The sequence below is a fragment of the Bradyrhizobium sp. AT1 genome (assembly GCF_001590795.1).
Lineage (GTDB): Bacteria > Pseudomonadota > Alphaproteobacteria > Rhizobiales > Xanthobacteraceae > Bradyrhizobium.
Genome location: NZ_JXDL01000001.1, coordinates 7,110,848 through 7,128,572, shown reverse-complemented (window position 1 = coordinate 7,128,572; position 17,725 = coordinate 7,110,848). Strand labels below are relative to the sequence as shown.

The following is a 17,725-nucleotide window of genomic DNA, read 5'->3' as shown; positions in this document are numbered from 1 at the left end:
TATCATCAACGGCAGATCAGCTTCGCCGACTCCAGGACGAGATCAGCTTCGCTGACTCGGAGGATCATGACCATGACGGGATGGACACGCCGCCTGCCTGTGATCGCTGCCCTGCTCGGCATCGCCTTCGCCGTGCCGGCGCGCGCTGAAGAGGCCTACGATCCCTGGCCGGGCCTGGTGCAGGACATCTTCAATAATCGTCCGATGAATGACGGCAGTGCCGTCATCGGCATCGAGATGCCGTATCGCGCCGAGGACGCGGCGATCGTGCCGGTCACCCTGCGCAGCAAGTTGTCGCCGGCAGACAGCCGCCGGATCCGTTCGATCACGCTCGTGATCGACCGCAACCCGGCGCCGATGGCGGCGAAGTTCGAGCTCGGGGCTGATGCCAATGTCACAGAGATATCGACTCGCGTGCGCGTCAACAATTACACCGACGTTCACGCCGTGGCTGAGCTCAGCGACGGTCAGCTCTATGTCTCGAAAGTCTATGTGAAGGCCTCGGGTGGCTGCTCCGCGCCCGCGGGCAAGAATGTCGAGGAAGCCAACAGCCGGCTCGGCCAGATGCGCTACCGGCAGTTCGCGCGCGAGGAGGCGCCGGCGAGCCGCATCCGCGAAGCGCAGATCATGATCGGCCATCCCAACAATTCCGGCCTGCAGATGGACCAGGTCACGCAGCTCTATATTCCGGCCTTCTTCGTCAACCAGCTGAAGCTGACGCAGGACGACAGCCCCGTGCTGTCGATGGAAGGCGGCATCTCGATCTCGGAAGATCCCAATCTGCGCTTCACCTACGTCTCCAACGGCGCCAAGCGCTTTCGCGCGGAGGCGAAGGACACGGAGGGACACGTGTTCCGAAACGAGTGGGATGTGGAGAAGCCGGGGACTTAAGTCGTGACGCTTGCTCTGATTCCCTCTCCCCTTGTGGGAGAGGGTGGCTCGCCGCGCAGCGGCGAGACGGGTGAGGGGTATCTCTCCACATATGGGCTCGCGGAGAGATACCCCTCATCCGGCGCTTCGCGCCACCTTCTCCCGCAAGGGGAGAAGGAAGAAATCTTCAAAAACACCTCACTTCAGCTTCCGCCTGCGCGCGGCGCAAATCATTCACCGCCGTGTTCGCCTGCTCCGAGGTGCGGAACTGAACGCCGAGATTGCCGCGCACCTGCGACATGCTGAGCGCGGTCTCTGCGGTCACATAGCGCTCATAGGGGACGATCGAGGCCACCACGTCGATTGAGCAGGAACATTGCTCGATCGACTGCCGGCTCTCGCCATTGGCCTTCATGCAGCCATAGACATATTCCGCACGCGCCGCCGTGGGATAATCATTGGCCTCCTCGGCTCGCGCCGCGCATGCGGTCGCCGCCAGCACCGTCCATGCGGCGACAATCGGTCGTAGCTGTCCGGCCCATTTCATGCGCATCCTCCCGCGGGTTGCGGCCAAAGCTATGCTATGCGTATTGTCCTGAAAAGCACTCAGTCAGAGGAAACGGCTCACAAGGTGATGAGAGCACGTGGTGTGATAAGGGCACTTGGCCGAACATTGGCGCTCGCGACGACGCTGGCGCTGACATTGACCGCACCAGGCCGTGCCGCGGACACCATCCGCCTGGCGGTGCAGAAGACCGGGACATTCTCCTGGGAGCTGGCCGCGATCCGCGCGAGCGGTCTCGACAAGGAGGCAGACCTTTCGCTGGAGGTCAGCGAGCTCGCGAGCACCGAGGCCGGCAAGATCGCGATGCGCGCGGGCAGCGCCGACATCATCCTGTCGGACTGGCTCTGGGTGTCGCGCGAGCGGGCGCTCGGCGCCAAGCTCACCTTCTACCCCTATTCCAGTGCGCTCGGCGCGGTGATGGTACCCGCATCCTCGCCGATCAAGACGCTCGCGGACCTGAAGGGGCGCAAGCTCGCGGTCGCGGGCGGAGCGATCGACAAGAGCTGGCTGCTGCTCCAGGCGCGCATGAAGCAGGACGGCATCGACCTGAAGTCGGAGGCGACCATCGTCTACGGCGCCCCGCCCCTGATCGCCGCCAAGGCGCTCGACGGCGAGATGGAGGCGAGCCTCAATTTCTGGAACTTCTGTGCCCAGCTCGAGGCCAAGGGTTTTCGCCGCCTCGCCGGCATCGAGGAGATTCTGCCGAAGCTCGGCGCCAAAGGCGCGGTCTCCGCTGTCGGCTATGTCTTCGACGAGAGCTGGGCGGCGAGCCACAAGGACGCGGTGGCGCGCTTCATCGCGATAACCCGCAAGGCCAAGCAACTGCTGGTGACCTCGGATGCTGCCTGGGACAAGATCGCGCCCCTCACCGGCACGGCCGATGCCACCCTGCTCAAGACCTATCGCGAGCGCTATCGCGACGGTATTCCGCGACGGAGCATCACTGAAGAGGAACAGGACGCGCGCGTGCTGTATCGCGTACTGGCCGAGACTGGTGGCCGCGACCTCGTCGGCCCCGCGGCCGAGCTCGATCCCGGCACGTTCTATCACGCCGTGCCTGGAGACTGAGGTGCTGCGTCTTCTGTCGTTCGCCCTGTTCCTCGTGATCTGGTGGATTGCCGCGCTGTTCGTCGGCGGCGCAAAGCTGCCCTCCCCGCCGGCCGTACTCGAGGTGATGATCGCGGAAGCATCAACCGGCGCGCTGTTCCTGCATCTCGGCGCGACGCTGGCGCGCGTGACCCTCGCCTTCGTGCTGGCGATGTCGCTCGGCAGCGCCATCGGCTATTTGATGGGACGGGTCAGGCTCGCGGACAAGCTCGGCGATCCCTGGCTGATCCTGCTGCTCAATCTGCCGGCGCTGGTCGTGATCGTGCTGGCCTATATCTGGGCCGGACTGACCGAGACCGCCGCGATCGCGGCGATCGCCATCAACAAGCTGCCGACCGCGGTCGTCACCTTGCGCGAGGGCACCCGCGCGCTCGACCGCTCGCTCGACGAGATGGCGAGCGTGTTCGCGATGCCGCGCTGGCGCGCGTTCCGCCATGTCGTGCTGCCGCAGCTTGCGCCCTATATCGCAGCCTCCGCCCGCTCCGGGCTGTCGCTGGTCTGGAAGATCGTGCTGGTCGCCGAGCTCCTGGGGCGTCCGAACGGCGTCGGCTTCGAGATCGGCGTCGCCTTTCAGCTGTTCGACACGCCGCGGCTCTTGGCCTATTCGCTGACCTTCGCCGCGGTCGTGCTCGTGATCGAAACCCTGCTGGTGCAGCCGTTCGAAGCCCGCGCAACACGGTGGCGGCCCCGTGCGGCTTGAGATCGACATCACCGGCAAGACGTTCAGGAGTACCGCGGGCGGAACGCACGAGGTGCTCGCGCCGCTCAAATTCGCGCTTCAATCCGGCGAGGTCGGCGTGCTCATCGGCCCCTCAGGCTGCGGCAAGAGCACCATGCTGCGCATCATCCTCGGGCTCGATGGCGATTTCAGGGGCCATATCGCGCGTCCACCGCAGGCGCGGATCGGCATGGTGTTCCAGGAGCCGCGGCTGCTGCCGTGGCGCTCGGTCGAGCAAAATGTGCGGCTGGCCGCGCCTGACGTGAGCGAGGCGAAGTTGTCGGAGCTGTTCAGGATTCTGGAGCTGGACGCGCATCGCAACCATTTTCCCGGCGAGCTGTCGCTCGGCCTTGCCCGGCGCGTCGCGCTCGCCCGCGCCTTCGCCGTCGAGCCCGATCTCCTGGTACTCGACGAGCCCCTCGCCTCGCTCGACGACGCGCTCGCCGGCCGCCTGCGCGATGAGATCGCGACGCTGGTGGCGAGCCGTCCGATGATGACGCTGCTCGTCACGCACAGTCTCGACGATGCAATCCGGCTCGGCGACCGCCTGTTCTTCCTGTCGCCGCGGCCCGCGCGCATCGTGCAGGAAGTCCCGATTGCCGTTCCACGCGCGATGCGCAGCGAGGCCGAACTCGGCAGGATCAGGGCGGAGCTCGCAGCGTTGCAGCTTGAATCGCAATGAAAACTCGTGGTCAACTGGACCAAACGTTGACGAGGGAGGCTTAACTCATGCGGCGTAGGCTGATTGCGATCGGCATCCTCTTGGTTGCGCTGCCGGGCGTCGCGCTGGCGCAGACCAAGGGCAAGGGCATCAGGCTCTGGAACCTGACGGCTGAGACGATCTCCGGCTTCCAGCTCTCGCCCGCCGGCAAGACCGAGTGGGGCCCGAACCAGTGCCTGAACGACAAGGACAAGGAGGTCGACCACGACGAGCGGTTGCGGATCACCGGTGTCGAGCCCGGCCGCTACGATGCCAAGGTCGGCTATCCCAACGGACGCCAATGCGTCGTCCGCGACATCGAGATCAAGGCCGATGGGATATTCTCGATCGCCGACAAGGATTTGAAGGACTGCACCAAATAGCGAGCCGCGTTACGCCTTGTCGTTCGGGTGCGGATATTCGCAGCGCCATTTCACGGCCTGCCACTTCGGATGATCACCGACCCATTGCGCGATATAGGGCGGCGCGGCCATCGCGCATTGCCGCGGCGACCCGCCATAGTTGAACATCAGATGCTGCTCTTCGCAGGTCGCAGGCGAGAGCACCGCACATACAGTCACCACCAAGTCGATCGGGTTCATGCCGGGATCCTCTTGCGGGGGCGATTCAGATTAGCATGAAAGGTTACGGTCCACGGAGATGGAAGTTTCAACTTGCCGGGAGCGGGAACCCCTCCGTCGCGGTGACTGGCCGGACTAAAAGTTGACCCCGAAAATCATCCGGGCCTGATGGCGCTCGAAGTTGACGAGATCGAGATTTGCGGATGACCCGGCCGGACGGCCCCAAGCCTGCATGCTCCAGCTCAGGGTGAGCCGGGAACGCTCGGACAGCTGGACATAGGCCGTCGGCCCGACGAACAGGGCCTGGCCTGAAAACTCCCCGAGCCCAATGCCTTCATATTGCCGGAAGTATCGCAGCTCGCCGCCGAGCAGCACATTGGGCCGCACGCGCACCAGGCCGGCAAACGCCGCGCCGATGGTCGAACTCTTCTCGGACACACCCGCCACCTCGAAGCGCGCCCATTCGGGCTGATAGATCAAATTGAGTGCGCCGATGGCGAAGTTCGGGATCAGCTCGCGGTCGATGGCCAGCGCGAACTCGGTGCCGTACATCCGCCCTTTCGCGCCGCTGGTCTCGTCGATGCGGTCGCCATGAAGCTCGGCGGCGATGGTGAGGCCGAACGGCGCGCGCTCGCGGTCGAGCAGGCGATAACGCAGGTCGAGCGACGCCCCCTGGAAGTTGAATTGGCGGCGGTCGTCGATGTCAGGGACGCCGGTGATGTCGTGCAGGCTGGCGACGCCGCCGAGCTCGATGCGGAAGTTCGGCAGCGGCACGATCTCGATCTCGACTTCGTGCTCCAGGGCGCGATAAGTGCCGCCACCTTTGCCGAAGCGCCCTGTCGTCTGAGTCTGAAGCTCGCGCTCGCCGGGATTGCCGACATCGGTGCCGATCATGAAGCCGAAGATGTGCTCGGTGTCGAAGCCTTCTTCGGCGCTGACGCATACGGGCAAAAGCGCGACCGTGCAGGCAGCAATGGTCCAGAAGCTGGTGGCTCTCGCGCGCATTCCCGACACTACCACGGCTTCGACGGCGTTTGCCATCGAAGCCGCGGCAGGTCGTCAGACTTACTTGCGCGAAGCGCAGGCGTACATGTTGATTTCCATGCCGACCGACACTTCCACGATCTTCGGAGCTTTCCAAGCCATTCGGGGTCTCCCCAAGTATTGAGCGCGACATCGCGCGGCGCAAAACCTAGGGCTGCCTCAAATGCAGTTCAAGCCTCGATTCGTCTGTCGAGCGGGTCCGTGTCGATTCTTCGCGAGCGCATTTCTCTCTGGGGCAAAGCCAGTTCTCTCTTGGTCAAACACGACGTGCAACAGGCTGCCTTGTGCGACGCACCGCGCGTCGAATCGCCACCGACGGCGCCGCGCCGTCAGCAGCCCTTGTCGGCCGTTGCGGCATTCGGCTTGGCACCTTCGGCCCGCTGAGCGGCCGTCGGCTCGCTCTGCATCTGCCGCTGCGCATCTTCGGATGACGCCGGGGTTTCGCCGCTCGCACGATTCATCGTGCTGGTCGGCGGATGCTGGCTGCTGTCGCCCGCAGAGCCGGACGCGTGCGATTGCGCCGAGCCTACGGTCACCGGACCGGAGCCGGCATCCTTGTCAGTGCTGGCGCTGCCCGTGTTGCACGGGCCGGCGATAGCAACGCCGGCGCTCAACGTCAGGATCGCGCAAGCGGCAAGAACGGAACGTTTCGGGTTCATCGGCATCTCCTCTTCTCCCGCGGCGCTGCCCCGGCGCCTGACAGGACATTGCGAGGAGAACAGGCCGAGCTGCCTGATGTTCCGAATGCCGGGGTGGAAATGCGCGCAAGAGCCGCCCTCGTCACGTCTGTTACGCTTGGGCTCACCGCAACAATCGCAGCAGCGCACGGCCGGCGCGCGCATTCAGTTCCTTCGCATCCAGCGTTCCATCCTTGTCGGGATTGGCTGCATTGAAGCGCTGCTCGACCACGGACAGATATTCGTCGAGCGTCAGGGTGCCGTCGCGGTCGGGATCGGCGGCAGCGAGCTCTTTCGCCGAAAGCCGTCCGCGCAATTCGCGCGCATCGAGCGTGCCGTCATGATCGGGATCGAGCTTGGCGAACAGTGCCGCCCCCGCCTTCTTCACTTCGGCAAGATCGAGCGTGCCGTCATTGTCGGTATCGAACAGTTTGACCGCATTGCCGGAGGCCGACCATGCCGGACCGGATAGCAATGCAATCGTGAGCGCGAGCGCAACTGAGCGAGGCGAAATCATCAAAGACCTCCGAGACGATGAGCCCTGGTTCGGGCGGGACGGAAACGACATAAGTCCACAAGAGGCCGCCGGTTCAAGTCCGAAATTGCAACTTGCGCGCGCGACAACCCGGGAACCGAACCCTCTCGCGGCCTCACGCCAGTCCAGAGCTGCTTCGCGGCACGGAATTTTCTCAGCGTCTCCGCGCAAGTGGACTCGCTGCCGTCAGGTTTCCGTCAGGTGACCATCACCTGCGTTCAACGATATCAGCACGACGCATGCGACTTTCGTATTGACGCGTTTTGGTTTCCGACGGAGTGTTGCTCCCGCAGCGTCAAAAGGCGCGCATATTGGGAGGAACGGATGAAACGCTTTGCGATGGCCGCGAGCCTCGTCATGCTTGCATCGACTTGTGCAAGCGCACAGACCACCGAGCAGCTGGTCAAGGGCGCGACTGATACATCGAACGTTCTCAATTACGGGATGGGCTACAATCTGCAGCGCTTCTCGACGCTGAACCAGATCAACAAGGACACCGTCAAGAACCTCGTCCCGGTCTGGAATTACTCCTTCAACGACGATCGCAGCGAGGAATCGCAGCCGCTGGTGTACCAGGGCGTGATCTACGTGACCTCGCACAACGCGACCATGGCGGTCGACGCCAAGACCGGCAAGCAGATCTGGAAAACCAAGGTCGAATATCCCGCCGAAACACCCCGCATCGTCTGCTGCGGTATCATCAACCGCGGCGCCGCGCTGCTGGATGGCAAGGTCTTCCGCACCACCCTCGACGCCAACGTGATCGCGCTCGACGCCAAGACCGGCAAGGAGCTGTGGCGGCAGAAGGCCGCCGACATCAAGGAAGGCTATTCGATGACGATCGCGCCGCTGGTCGCGGACGGCGTGGTCATCACCGGCGTCTCCGGCGCCGAGTTCGGCACCCGCGGTTTCATCGACGGCTGGGATCCCGCAACGGGCAAGCACCTGTGGCGAACCCATTCGATCCCCTCGCCGGAGGAGCCCGGCGGCGATACCTGGAAGGGCGACACCTGGAAGCTCGGCGGCGGATCGACCTGGATCACCGGCTCCTACGATCCCGAGCTGAACACGATCTATTGGGGTATCGGCAATCCCGGACCGTTCAACGCGGCGGTGCGCCCCGGCGACAATCTCTACACCTGTTCGGTGCTGGCGATGGACCCCAAGACCGGCAAGATCAAGTGGCACTACCAATTCTCGCCGAACAATCCGTTCGACTATGATGCGGTGGCCGAGATGGTGCTCGCCGACATGAATGTCGAGGGCAAGCCGACCAAGACACTGATGAATGCCAACCGCAACGGCTTCTTCTACGTGCTCGACCGCACCAACGGCAAGCTGCTGGCGGCCAACCCTTACGTGAAGGTCAATTGGGCAACCGGCGTCGACATGAAGACCGGCAAGCCGATCGAGACCGATGTCGCCAAGGAGGCGCGTGAAGGCAAGAAGGTCACGGTCTATCCGTCGATCCTCGGCGGCAAGAACTGGGAGCCGATGTCGTTCAATCCGCAGACCGGTCTCGCCTACGCCAACACGCTCAACTTCGGCGGCAAGTACAAGGCCGAACCCGTCACCTTCAAGCAGGGTGAATGGTATCTCGGCATGGACCTGACCGATCCCTGGGAGTTCGGCGACGGCCCGCGCGGTTACCTCAAGGCGATCGACCCGATGACCGGCAAGGCGAAATGGGAGGCGCCGAGCGACATTCCACGCTTCTCGGGCGTGCTATCGACCGCGGGCGGCGTCGTGTTCTCGGGCGCCCTGACCGGCGAGTTCGAGGCCTTCGACGCCGACACCGGCAAGAAGCTCTGGCAATTCCAGACCGGGTCCGGGATCGAGGGCCAGCCGGTGACCTGGCAGCAGGATGGCGTGCAATATGTCGCGGTGACATCGGGCTATGGCGGCGTCTATTCGCTGTTCTCCGGCGACGAGCGGCTTGCCAAGGTACCGCCCGGCGGCTCGCTGTGGGTCTTTGCGGTCAAGCAGTAATCCACGGCATGATGCTGAGAGAAATGTCTCACGGGACGGCGGCGATCTTCGCCGCCGCCCTGGCGCTGACGGTCGCGCTTGCGGCGACCGTTCGTGCCGCCGACGAGCCCACCGCCAATCCCATGCAGGCGCAGATCGACCACGGCAAGTCGACCTATGCCGAGAAATGCTCGCACTGCCACGGCCCGAACCTGATGAACTCCGGCACCATCACGCCGGATCTGCGCGTCTTCCCCGACGACAAGACACGCTTCGTCACGACGGTGAAGAACGGCAAGAACAACAGGATGCCGCCCTGGGGCGACATCCTCAGCGACGACCAGATCGGCGATCTCTGGGCCTTCATCTCCAGCCGGAGGAAGCCATGAGGGGCCGGCACGTTGCGTGGAGCGTTGCGGCCGTTCTGTCGACCATGGCGTCGGTCGCGCTTGCGGCCGACGATCCCCTGAAGATCTGTCTCGACGAGGACCGGCCGCCGCTCTCGATGCATCACCGCGGCAAGCCCGATGCCGGCTTCGACGTGCTGCTGGCGCAGGCCGTGGCTGAGCGGCTCGGACGGGCGCTGGCGATCCAGTGGTTCGAGAGCAAGCTGGACGAGGATTCCAGCCCACAGCTCGAGGCCAACGCACTGCTCTCCGACGGGCGCTGCGCGCTGGTCGGCGGCTACGCGCTGACGCAGGATTCGCTGGTCGCCCCCGGCATGAAGACGGCGCGCCTCCCGGACTTCGCCGGGGCCACACGCGACGACCGGCGGCGCCGCGTCGCGCTCGGCGTGCTTGCCCCGAGCCAGCCTTACGTCTATTCGCCGATGACGGTGGTGCTCGGGCCGAAGGCACGCGGCCGCAAGATCGGCGACATCGGTGATCTCACCGGGCTTCGTCTGGTCATCGAGAGCGGCTCGCTCGGCGATGCCATTCTGATGACCTTCGACAAGGGACGGCTGATCGACAACATCACCCATCTCGTCCCCGGCCGCGACGATCTGCTCGGCGCGCTGCAGCGTGGCGACCATGATGCGACGCTGATCGACCTCGCCCGCTTCGACGCCCATCGCGCCGCGCACCCCGACACGGCGCTCACGGCGTCCGGCTATTACTATCCGATCGGCGCCAATCGCGGTTATGTCGGGCTCGCCAGCGATGCCGCGCTGATCGAGGCCGTCAACAAAGCGCTGAGCGGACTCGCGGCCGAGGGCAGGATCGCCGAATTCGGCCGGCAGTCCGGCCTCACCTACCTGCCGCCGCGCGAGCCCGCGATCCTGGGCGACGTCTGGACCAAGATCATCCAGCGGTAGGTCTCGTGTCCCGGACGCGGTGCGGCACGCAGTGATACGCGGCTGAAGGAGCGCTGCGCCGCGCCCGGTGCACGAACTCTGCTCCCGCATCCCAGACCGACGCCGTAGCGAATGCGCCAATCTGTCTCGCCTGACGCCGATGGCAGCGCCAGCCTGGTGCAGTACCCTGCGGGGAACCGGGAGAGAATCATGTCCAAGACAATCGATCGCCGCCACTTCATCGCCACTGGGGCCGGCGCCCTCGCGATGCCTTTCGTCTCGCGTAGCGCCTCGGCGCAAGCCGGCTGGCCGTCGCGGCAGATCCGCATGATCTGCAGCTATCCCGCCGGCGGGCAGACCGACCTGCTCGCGCGCGCCTACGGCGAATTCATCTCCAAGCAGGTCGGCAAGACCGTGGTGGTCGAGAACAAGCCCGGCGCGTCCGGCGCGATCGGCACGGCGGAGGTCGCCCGCGCCGAGCCCGACGGCCACACCATGCTGTGCTCGATCTCCACCACCTACATCATGAACCGCGTGGTGATGAAGAATCCCGGCTACGACATGGACAAGGATCTGACGCTCGTCAGCGTCATTCCGGGTGCCGGCCTGTTGCTGGTGGCGAACCCCAAGACCGGGGTCAAGACGCTGGAGGATTTCGTCGCCTTCGCGCGCAAGAGCGGCAAGGTGAATTTCGGCACCTATAGCGCGGGCTCGGCCCCGCACATGACGATCAACGAGCTCAACAAGCAATACGGCCTCAACATCGAGCCGGTCCATTACCGCGGCGAGGCCCCGATGTGGACGGGGATGCTGGAGGGCACGCTCGATGCCGCGATGGGAAGCTACACGGCAGCACAGTCGGTCCTGCAAAGCGACCGCGGCACCGTGTTCGCGGTGCATTCGAAGAAGGTCGACGCGATCCCCGCGATCAAGACCCTTCCCGAGCAGGGCGCGACCTCGAAATTCTTCACCGTCAGCGGCTTTTCGGGGTGGGCCGTGCCCAGGGCGACGCCGCAAGGGGTCGTCGACCGCCTGGCGGAGCTGTGTGTCGCCGCCAACAACGATCCGAAAGTGAAGGAGGTGCTGGCGACCTTCGTGCTCGAGCCCGCGATTAGCTTCAAGGAGACCAACGCGCTGTATCAGCGCGAACTGCCGATCTGGATCGAGAGTGCGAAATCACTCGGCCTCGAGCCGGCCTAGAGCTTCGGAGCGGCGGCCGGCGTGCCGGGCCGCCCTCCCCGTCCCGGAATCCGACCAAAGCCTAGTGTCGGACGCGCATTTTCCCGCTATGATTGCGCACCTCTGCGGACAACAAGGGCCGATCGCATGACACCGGATGCAGTCGCCGTCGCCGTTATGGTCATTCTGCTGTTTCCGATGGGCTATTTCACGCTGGCCTCACCCGCCTTCCTGCTGGTGAGGCTCGATATTCAGCCCGTCGCCCAGTTGCTGCGCGGAATGTTCAACGCCCATTTTCTGGTGATGCGCGTTGCCGGAATCATCGCGACACTGGCATTGCTGCTCGACGGCCGCCCGCTCGCCGCGATCGGCGTCGGCCTGCTTGCAGCTCTCGCGATCGGCGGACGCCGCTGGTTCATGCAGCGGATGGACGAGCAGCTCAACGCCGGCAAAGCCGGCGATACCGATGCCGCGGGTCGGCTGCGGCGGCTGCATTGGAGCGGAATGCTCTGCAATGCCGCGTTGCTTGCCGCTCTGCTGGTCAGCATTCCCTACGTTGCGGCATCTGCGTGACCGGCATTCGATCGCCGGAACGGCGCGATCGCCGGAGCGGCTTGATCGCCAGGGCGACTTCCGTACCTGCCTAATGCTCGCCCGAACTCGCGACGCCTTGCTGCGCCTTGTGGATCGAGGACGGCACCACGCCAAAGTATTTCCGGAACACCCGGCTGAAATGCGATGAGCTGGAGAAGCCCCAGGAGAACGCGACGTCGGTGATGGTCTTGCCGGCGTGAGCCTCGAGTTCCTGGCGGCAGTTCTGCAAGCGCGCCTGCCAGATGTAGTCGCTCACCGTGGTGCCACGCTCCGAGAACAACATGTGCAGATAACGCTTGGAGCAGCCGAGCTCGGTCGAGATCTGGTCGATGCACAGATCGGGATCGCGCAGGTGCTCGCGGATGAAGAACTGCGCGCGCACATACATCGCTTCGGGCCCGACGCGGTCGAACATCGTGTCGGCTTCGCGCAGCGGCAGCAGCAACAGGTCGATCAGCGAATCGGCGACGCCGACCGCGCTGTTCGCCGACAGCTTGGCCGCCTCGTCGAAGGTGGCATGGACGAAATCGTGCGCGATCCGGCCCGTGCCGGTCTTCGCCGTCAGCTTGCAGGCGGGCATCCGCTGCGAGGGGAATCCGCGGTCTCGCAGCAGTGCCTTCGGCACGATCACCACGTCGTGTCGCGTGAAGGCCGGGCTGATGATCGAATGCGGGCAGGAGACGTCATAGGCGATGATATCGCCGGGGTTGATCTCGATGTGACGGCCTTCCTGCTCGAAATAGGACACGCCGTAGGTCTGGAAATGGATCTTGATGTAGGGGTGTTCATTGGCCTTGGCGCGCGCCAGCGTGTGCGCGATGCGGTGCTGGCTCACCTCGATCTGGCAGAGCTTCAGGCGCGAGACGCTCGTGTAGTCGATGCGGCCTTCGAGCGAGGACGCCTCCAGCGGGTCGACGTCGAAATGCCCGCACAGGCTCGTCAGCCCGTCGATCCAGCTCTGGATCTGGCGCTTCGGCGTCATACCGGTCGTCGAAAGCGTGTGAATGGTGTCGGACATTAATCCAGCCACTGGTTTGATCCGGAGATTCGACGCGAATCGCGACCAGCGCTTGCTGGAGCCCTCAGCCGTGATTGCGTGACGTTTACCTCGATTTTGAGCGGTCTCTTGGCACGAGCGCCATCGTTCCATCGCCACCCTTGAAAGTTAATCCTCCGCCTTAGTTGCAGCGCCGTCAAGGGGAACCTGAGCGTTGAAAGCGGCTGTCATGGCGCGCGGAAGCCGCTGAATTCGCTACTGCAAAATCAAAATCTTTTCCTCCGTGCGCTGTCGAGCAAAGCAGCTTCCCTCTTGGGCAAGTTTCCCGATGGCGAAGTCGTTAGGGATTGCGGCAGGAACAACAAGAACGGGCCGCTCCTGCACGTGGACCCGTGGCTCTCATCAGGAGGAGGAAACAGCACAGCATCGTTTCTGGTCGCAATCGTGACCGCCCTGCACGAGCAGACGCCGGACGAGAAGCCCGGTGAATCAGTGATACTTCGGAAACAATAAACGAGACCAACGGAGGAATGACTATGCGCAAGGTGCTACTGGCGACCTTTCTTGGCTCAGCGGCGGCTCTCGCCGTCGGGAGCGCATCGGCCAATGACGAGCTGATCAAGATGTCGCAGAACCCGAAAGACTGGGTGATGCCGACCGGCGACTATGCCAATACCCGCTATTCCAAGCTCAACCAGATCAACGCACAGAACGTAGGCAAGCTCCAGGTTGCCTGGACCTTCTCGACAGGCGTGCTGCGCGGCCACGAAGGCGGCCCGCTGATCATCGGCAACATGATGTACGTCCACACCCCGTTCCCGAACAAGGTCTACGCCATTGACCTTTCTCAGGAGAACAAGATCGTCTGGAAGTACGAGCCGAAGCAGGATCCGAACGTCATCCCCGTGATGTGCTGCGACACGGTCAACCGTGGTCTGGCCTACGGCGACGGCAAGATCTTCCTGCATCAGGCCGACACCACCCTCGTCGCGCTCGATGTCAAGACCGGTCAGGTCGCATGGACCGCCAAGAACGGCGACCCCAGCAAGGGCGAGACCGGCACGTCCGCGCCCATGGTCATCAAGGACAAGGTGCTGATCGGCATCTCCGGCGGCGAATTCGGCGTCCAGGCTCATATGTCGGCCTACGATATCAAGACCGGCAAGCTGGCATGGCGCGGCTATTCGGAAGGGCCGGACAACCAGATCCTGGTCGACGCCGAGAAGACCACCGCGCTCGGCAAGCCGGTCGGCAAGGACTCGAGCCTCAAGACCTGGCAAGGCGATCAGTGGAAGATCGGCGGCGGCGCCACCTGGGGCTGGATCTCCTACGATCCCGAACTGAACCTCGTCTATTACGGATCGGGCAACCCCTCGACCTGGAATCCGAAGCAGCGTCCCGGCGACAACAAATGGTCGATGACGATCTGGGCACGCAACCCGGATACCGGCATGGCCAAGTGGGTCTATCAGATGACGCCTCACGACGAGTGGGACTATGACGGCGTCAACGAGATGATCCTCTCGGATCAGGCGATCAACGGCCAGCCCCGCAAGCTGCTGACGCATTTCGATCGTAACGGCCTCGGCTATACGCTCGATCGCGCCACCGGCGAGCTGCTGGTCGCCGAAAAGTACGATCCGAAGGTGAACTGGACCTCCGGCGTCGACATGGACAAGAACTCGCCGACCTATGGTCGTCCGAAGGTGCTCGACGCAGCTTCGACCGACAAGGCGGGCGAAGACCACAACGTGAAGGGCATCTGCCCGGCCGCGCTCGGCACCAAGGACGAGCAGCCGGCAGCCTACTCGCCGGACACGCAGCTGTTCTACGTTCCGACCAACCACGTCTGCATGGACTACGAGCCGTTCAAGGTGAGCTACACCGCGGGTCAGCCCTATGTGGGTGCGACGCTGTCGATGTATCCGCCGCAGGGTGAAAGCCACATGGGCAATTTCATCGCCTGGGACGGCAAGACCGGCAAGATCGTCTGGTCGAACAAGGAGCAGTTCTCGGTCTGGTCGGGTGCGCTCGCGACCGCCGGCAACGTGGTGTTCTACGGCACGCTCGAAGGCTACCTGAAGGCGGTCGATGCCAAGACCGGCAAGGAGCTCTACAAGTTCAAGACTCCCTCCGGCATCATCGGCAACGTCACGACCTATGAGAACGGCGGCAAGCAGTATGTCGCAGTGCTCTCCGGCGTCGGCGGCTGGGCTGGCATCGGTCTGGCGGCAGGTCTGACCGATCCGACCGCAGGCCTCGGCGCAGTCGGTGGCTACGCGGCCCTCAGCAACTACACGGCGCTCGGCGGCACGCTGACCGTGTTCTCGCTGCCGAACTAGGCCCATCAGCATCGCTCCGGCGCGTGGATCAACCCCACGCGCCGGCTCGTCTCCCCCGGGCACCTTCGAGGATAAATCTCTTGCGTAAAATCTGCTCTCTCATTGCTGCGACGATCTTTGTTGCGTCCGGAGGAATTGCGGTCGCGGACGGTCCGGGCGACCCGACCGCCGTGAAGAAGGAAGACGACGGAAAGTGGCTCGATAAGGAGGGAACGCCGACCTACAAGATTTCGGCCGACGGCACCGTGGACTGGTTCACCTATTCCGGATACCGCCGCTACCACTCCGACTGCCACGTCTGCCATGGGCCCGACGGCATGGGCTCCACCTATGCGCCGGCGCTCAAGGATTCCGTCAAGACGATGAGCTATGGCGACTTCCTCGGCGTGGTCGCCTCCGGTCGCAAGAACGTCTCGACGGCGCAGGAGAACGTCATGCCGGCGTTCGGCGACAACCCGAACGTCGCCTGCTACATGGACGATCTCTACGTCTATCTGCGGGCCCGCTCCACCGAAGCCTGGGGCCGCCAGCGCCCGGCCAACAAGGAGGCGAAGACGGAAGCCTACACCAAGGCCGAAGACGCCTGCATGGGCAAGAAATGAACGTTACTGGGATTGCCGAGACGAATTCTTGGCGCCCGATGAGAATCTGAGGAGTTTACGATGAAGACACGTGCCGCCGTCGCTTTCGAGGCCAAGAAGCCGCTTGAGATCGTCGAGCTCGATCTGGAAGGCCCGAAGGCCGGCGAAGTCCTTGTCGAGATCAAGGCCACCGGCATCTGCCATACCGATGCCTATACGCTCGACGGCTTCGACAGCGAGGGAATTTTCCCATCGATCCTGGGCCATGAGGGTGCAGGCATCGTCCGCGAGATCGGCCCCGGCGTGACCTCGGTGAAGCCGGGTGACCATGTCATCCCGCTCTACACGCCCGAATGCCGGCAGTGCAAAAGCTGCCTCAGCCAGAAGACCAACCTCTGCACCGCGATTCGCGCGACGCAAGGCAAGGGCGTGATGCCCGACGGCACCAGCCGCTTCTCCTACAAGGGCAAGCCGGTCTACCACTACATGGGCTGCTCGACCTTCTCGAACTTCACCGTGCTGCCGGAGATCGCGGTCGCCAAGATCCGCGAGGACGCCCCCTTCGACAAGAGCTGCTACATCGGCTGCGGCGTTACCACCGGCGTCGGCGCCGTCGTCAACACCGCGAAGGTCACGCCGGGCTCCAACGTGGTCGTGTTCGGTCTCGGCGGCATCGGCCTCAACGTGATCCAGGGCGCCAAGATGGCCGGCGCCGACAAGATCATCGGCGTCGACATCAACGATGCCAAGGAAGATTGGGGCCGCAGGTTCGGCATGACCGAGTTCGTCAATCCCAAGAAGGTCACCGGCGACATCGTCCAGCATCTCGTCGGCCTCACCGACGGCGGCGCCGACTACACGTTCGATTGCACCGGCAACACCACGGTGATGCGCCAGGCGCTGGAAGCCTGCCATCGCGGCTGGGGCACCTCGATCATCATCGGTGTTGCCGAGTCCGGCAAGGAGATCGCCACCCGCCCGTTCCAGCTCGTCACCGGACGCAACTGGCGCGGCACGGCCTTCGGCGGTGCGCGCGGCCGCACCGACGTGCCAAAGATCGTCGACTGGTACATGAACGGAAAGATCCAGATCGATCCGATGATCACCCACGTGCTCAAGCTCGAGGAGATCAACAAGGGCTTTGACCTCATGCACGAGGGCAAATCCATCCGTTCAGTCGTCGTGTACTAACTCGAAAGCGTCACCCCAAGGAGGATCGACCCATGACTGTTGCACTCCATCCCTCGATCGACAACGGCCTCAAACAGGGCAGCGGCAGCTTTGCCGGCGGCACGCTGGCCTGCAAATGCAAGGACCACCAGGTCAAGGTCGGCATCAAGGGCGACGTCGCCCATAATCACGCCTGCGGCTGCACCAAATGCTGGAAGCCGCAAGGCGCGACGTTCTCCGTCGTCGCCGTGGTGCCGCGCCAGAACGTCACTGTGCTCGAGAACGGCGACAAGCTCCAGATCGTCGATCCCTCCGCGGTGATCCAGCGCCATGCCTGCAAGGCTTGCGGCACGCACATGTACGGCCGCATCGAGAACACGGGCCACCCGTTCTACGGTCTCGACTTCATCCATCCCGAGCTGTTCCAGGAGCAGGGCTCGCAGGCGCCGCAATTCGCCGCCTTCGTCTCCTCGGTGATCGAAGCGGGCGTGAAGCCGGAGCAGATGGCGGGCATCCGCTCGCGGCTGAAGGAAATCGGGCTCGAGCCCTATGATTGCCTGTCACCGGCGCTGATGGACGCGATCGCGACCCACGTCGCCAAAGCCAAGGCGGCTTGAGTAGGGCCGCTTGAAGGCTGCCTGAGCAAGGCCGCCAGACCTTCGCCGAACCCCGTCCGCTCGCTGGCCTCGATCCGTGCCAGCGGGCCGGACGGCCCGGCTCCCGGGACGATCGCGGCGATGCCGCCGCCTCTGCGATCTACGTGTCCACGAGGGTGATGAGCTCCCTCAGTCCTGGTCTCTGAA

General features: G+C 64.1%; 21 protein-coding genes. 14 read left to right on the top strand and 7 right to left on the bottom strand.

What is annotated here, in order from left to right:
- Window positions 1–72 precede the first annotated feature (72 nt).
- The gene (locus tag SE92_RS32815) at window positions 73–891 is read left to right on the top strand and encodes a quinoprotein dehydrogenase-associated SoxYZ-like carrier (RefSeq protein WP_063203884.1); all 819 of its coding nucleotides are present in this window, start codon (window positions 73–75) and stop codon (window positions 889–891) included.
- Between the two features lie 166 nt (window positions 892–1,057).
- Here the strand turns inward: SE92_RS32815 and SE92_RS32810 are convergent, their stop codons facing one another.
- Window positions 1,058–1,417, bottom strand: a complete 360-nt coding sequence (locus SE92_RS32810) for a hypothetical protein (protein ID WP_063202746.1) — start codon at window positions 1,415–1,417, stop codon at window positions 1,058–1,060.
- An 87-nt stretch (window positions 1,418–1,504) separates the two neighbouring features.
- Here SE92_RS32810 and SE92_RS32805 point away from each other — a divergent pair, with 87 nt between their 5' ends.
- The 4 genes from SE92_RS32805 to SE92_RS32790 are packed head-to-tail and all read left to right on the top strand — an operon-like array spanning window position 1,505 to window position 4,343.
- Entirely contained in the window at window positions 1,505–2,503 is a 999-nt protein-coding gene (locus SE92_RS32805) for an ABC transporter substrate-binding protein (RefSeq protein WP_063202744.1), read from the top strand.
- Between the two features lies 1 nt (window position 2,504).
- Window positions 2,505–3,242: an ABC transporter permease gene (locus SE92_RS32800; protein WP_063202742.1), complete on the top strand. Its 738-nt coding sequence runs from the start codon at window positions 2,505–2,507 to the stop codon at window positions 3,240–3,242.
- Window positions 3,232–3,942 carry an ABC transporter ATP-binding protein gene (locus SE92_RS32795; RefSeq protein WP_063202740.1) on the top strand — a complete coding sequence of 237 codons (711 nt, stop codon included), beginning with the start codon at window positions 3,232–3,234 and terminating at the stop codon, window positions 3,940–3,942. The genes SE92_RS32800 and SE92_RS32795 overlap by 11 nt, the downstream gene beginning before the upstream one ends.
- Before the next feature lie 47 nt (window positions 3,943–3,989).
- Window positions 3,990–4,343: a hypothetical protein gene (locus SE92_RS32790; RefSeq protein ID WP_063202738.1), complete on the top strand. Its 354-nt coding sequence runs from the start codon at window positions 3,990–3,992 to the stop codon at window positions 4,341–4,343.
- A gap of 9 nt (window positions 4,344–4,352) precedes the next feature.
- On the opposite strand, the gene SE92_RS32785 is transcribed toward SE92_RS32790, so the two are convergent.
- The 5 genes from SE92_RS32785 to lanM form a co-directional block, all read right to left on the bottom strand.
- Window positions 4,353–4,562, bottom strand: a complete 210-nt coding sequence (locus SE92_RS32785) for a hypothetical protein (RefSeq protein ID WP_063202736.1) — start codon at window positions 4,560–4,562, stop codon at window positions 4,353–4,355.
- Between the two features lie 114 nt (window positions 4,563–4,676).
- Window positions 4,677–5,582, bottom strand: coding sequence for a DUF6662 family protein (locus SE92_RS32780; RefSeq protein WP_063202734.1), 906 nt, complete (start codon window positions 5,580–5,582; stop codon window positions 4,677–4,679).
- A 24-nt stretch (window positions 5,583–5,606) separates the two neighbouring features.
- Window positions 5,607–5,687: a pyrroloquinoline quinone precursor peptide PqqA gene (gene pqqA, locus SE92_RS32775; protein WP_035663753.1), complete on the bottom strand. Its 81-nt coding sequence runs from the start codon at window positions 5,685–5,687 to the stop codon at window positions 5,607–5,609.
- 227 nt (window positions 5,688–5,914) lie between these two features.
- On the bottom strand, window positions 5,915–6,250 hold the full coding sequence (locus SE92_RS32770) for a hypothetical protein (RefSeq protein WP_063202732.1): 336 nt from the start codon (window positions 6,248–6,250) through the stop codon (window positions 5,915–5,917).
- 136 nt (window positions 6,251–6,386) lie between these two features.
- Complete coding sequence (gene lanM, locus SE92_RS32765; protein WP_063202730.1) at window positions 6,387–6,779, bottom strand: lanmodulin LanM; 393 nt, start codon at window positions 6,777–6,779, stop codon at window positions 6,387–6,389.
- 342 nt (window positions 6,780–7,121) lie between these two features.
- Here lanM and SE92_RS32760 point away from each other — a divergent pair, with 342 nt between their 5' ends.
- The 5 genes from SE92_RS32760 to SE92_RS32740 all read left to right on the top strand — a co-directional run bounded on the left by SE92_RS32760 (window position 7,122) and on the right by SE92_RS32740 (window position 11,811).
- The gene (locus tag SE92_RS32760) at window positions 7,122–8,786 is read left to right on the top strand and encodes a methanol/ethanol family PQQ-dependent dehydrogenase (RefSeq protein ID WP_063202728.1); all 1,665 of its coding nucleotides are present in this window, start codon (window positions 7,122–7,124) and stop codon (window positions 8,784–8,786) included.
- An 11-nt stretch (window positions 8,787–8,797) separates the two neighbouring features.
- Window positions 8,798–9,154, top strand: a complete 357-nt coding sequence (locus SE92_RS32755; protein WP_063203883.1) for a c-type cytochrome — start codon at window positions 8,798–8,800, stop codon at window positions 9,152–9,154.
- On the top strand, window positions 9,151–10,080 hold the full coding sequence (locus tag SE92_RS32750) for a substrate-binding periplasmic protein (RefSeq protein WP_063202726.1): 930 nt from the start codon (window positions 9,151–9,153) through the stop codon (window positions 10,078–10,080). The genes SE92_RS32755 and SE92_RS32750 overlap by 4 nt, the downstream gene beginning before the upstream one ends.
- A gap of 189 nt (window positions 10,081–10,269) precedes the next feature.
- On the top strand, window positions 10,270–11,259 hold the full coding sequence (locus SE92_RS32745; protein WP_063202725.1) for a Bug family tripartite tricarboxylate transporter substrate binding protein: 990 nt from the start codon (window positions 10,270–10,272) through the stop codon (window positions 11,257–11,259).
- Between the two features lie 126 nt (window positions 11,260–11,385).
- Window positions 11,386–11,811 (top strand): hypothetical protein, encoded by a 426-nt coding sequence (locus SE92_RS32740; protein WP_063202723.1) that lies wholly within the window; start codon window positions 11,386–11,388, stop codon window positions 11,809–11,811.
- A gap of 70 nt (window positions 11,812–11,881) precedes the next feature.
- On the opposite strand, the gene SE92_RS32735 is transcribed toward SE92_RS32740, so the two are convergent.
- A complete protein-coding gene (locus SE92_RS32735; RefSeq protein WP_063202721.1) occupies window positions 11,882–12,850 on the bottom strand; it encodes a helix-turn-helix domain-containing protein in 969 nt (322 codons plus the stop codon).
- Between the two features lie 515 nt (window positions 12,851–13,365).
- Here SE92_RS32735 and xoxF5 point away from each other — a divergent pair.
- The 4 genes from xoxF5 to gfa all read left to right on the top strand — a co-directional run bounded on the left by xoxF5 (window position 13,366) and on the right by gfa (window position 17,539).
- Window positions 13,366–15,171 carry a lanthanide-dependent methanol dehydrogenase XoxF5 gene (gene xoxF5 / locus SE92_RS32730; protein WP_063202719.1) on the top strand — a complete coding sequence of 602 codons (1,806 nt, stop codon included), beginning with the start codon at window positions 13,366–13,368 and terminating at the stop codon, window positions 15,169–15,171.
- A gap of 80 nt (window positions 15,172–15,251) precedes the next feature.
- Window positions 15,252–15,773 carry a c-type cytochrome, methanol metabolism-related gene (locus SE92_RS32725; RefSeq protein ID WP_063202717.1) on the top strand — a complete coding sequence of 174 codons (522 nt, stop codon included), beginning with the start codon at window positions 15,252–15,254 and terminating at the stop codon, window positions 15,771–15,773.
- 60 nt (window positions 15,774–15,833) lie between these two features.
- Window positions 15,834–16,943 carry an S-(hydroxymethyl)glutathione dehydrogenase/class III alcohol dehydrogenase gene (locus tag SE92_RS32720; RefSeq protein WP_063202715.1) on the top strand — a complete coding sequence of 370 codons (1,110 nt, stop codon included), beginning with the start codon at window positions 15,834–15,836 and terminating at the stop codon, window positions 16,941–16,943.
- Window positions 16,944–16,975: 32 nt separating this feature from the next.
- Window positions 16,976–17,539, top strand: a complete 564-nt coding sequence (gene gfa / locus SE92_RS32715; RefSeq protein ID WP_063202713.1) for an S-(hydroxymethyl)glutathione synthase — start codon at window positions 16,976–16,978, stop codon at window positions 17,537–17,539.
- Window positions 17,540–17,725 lie beyond the last annotated feature (186 nt).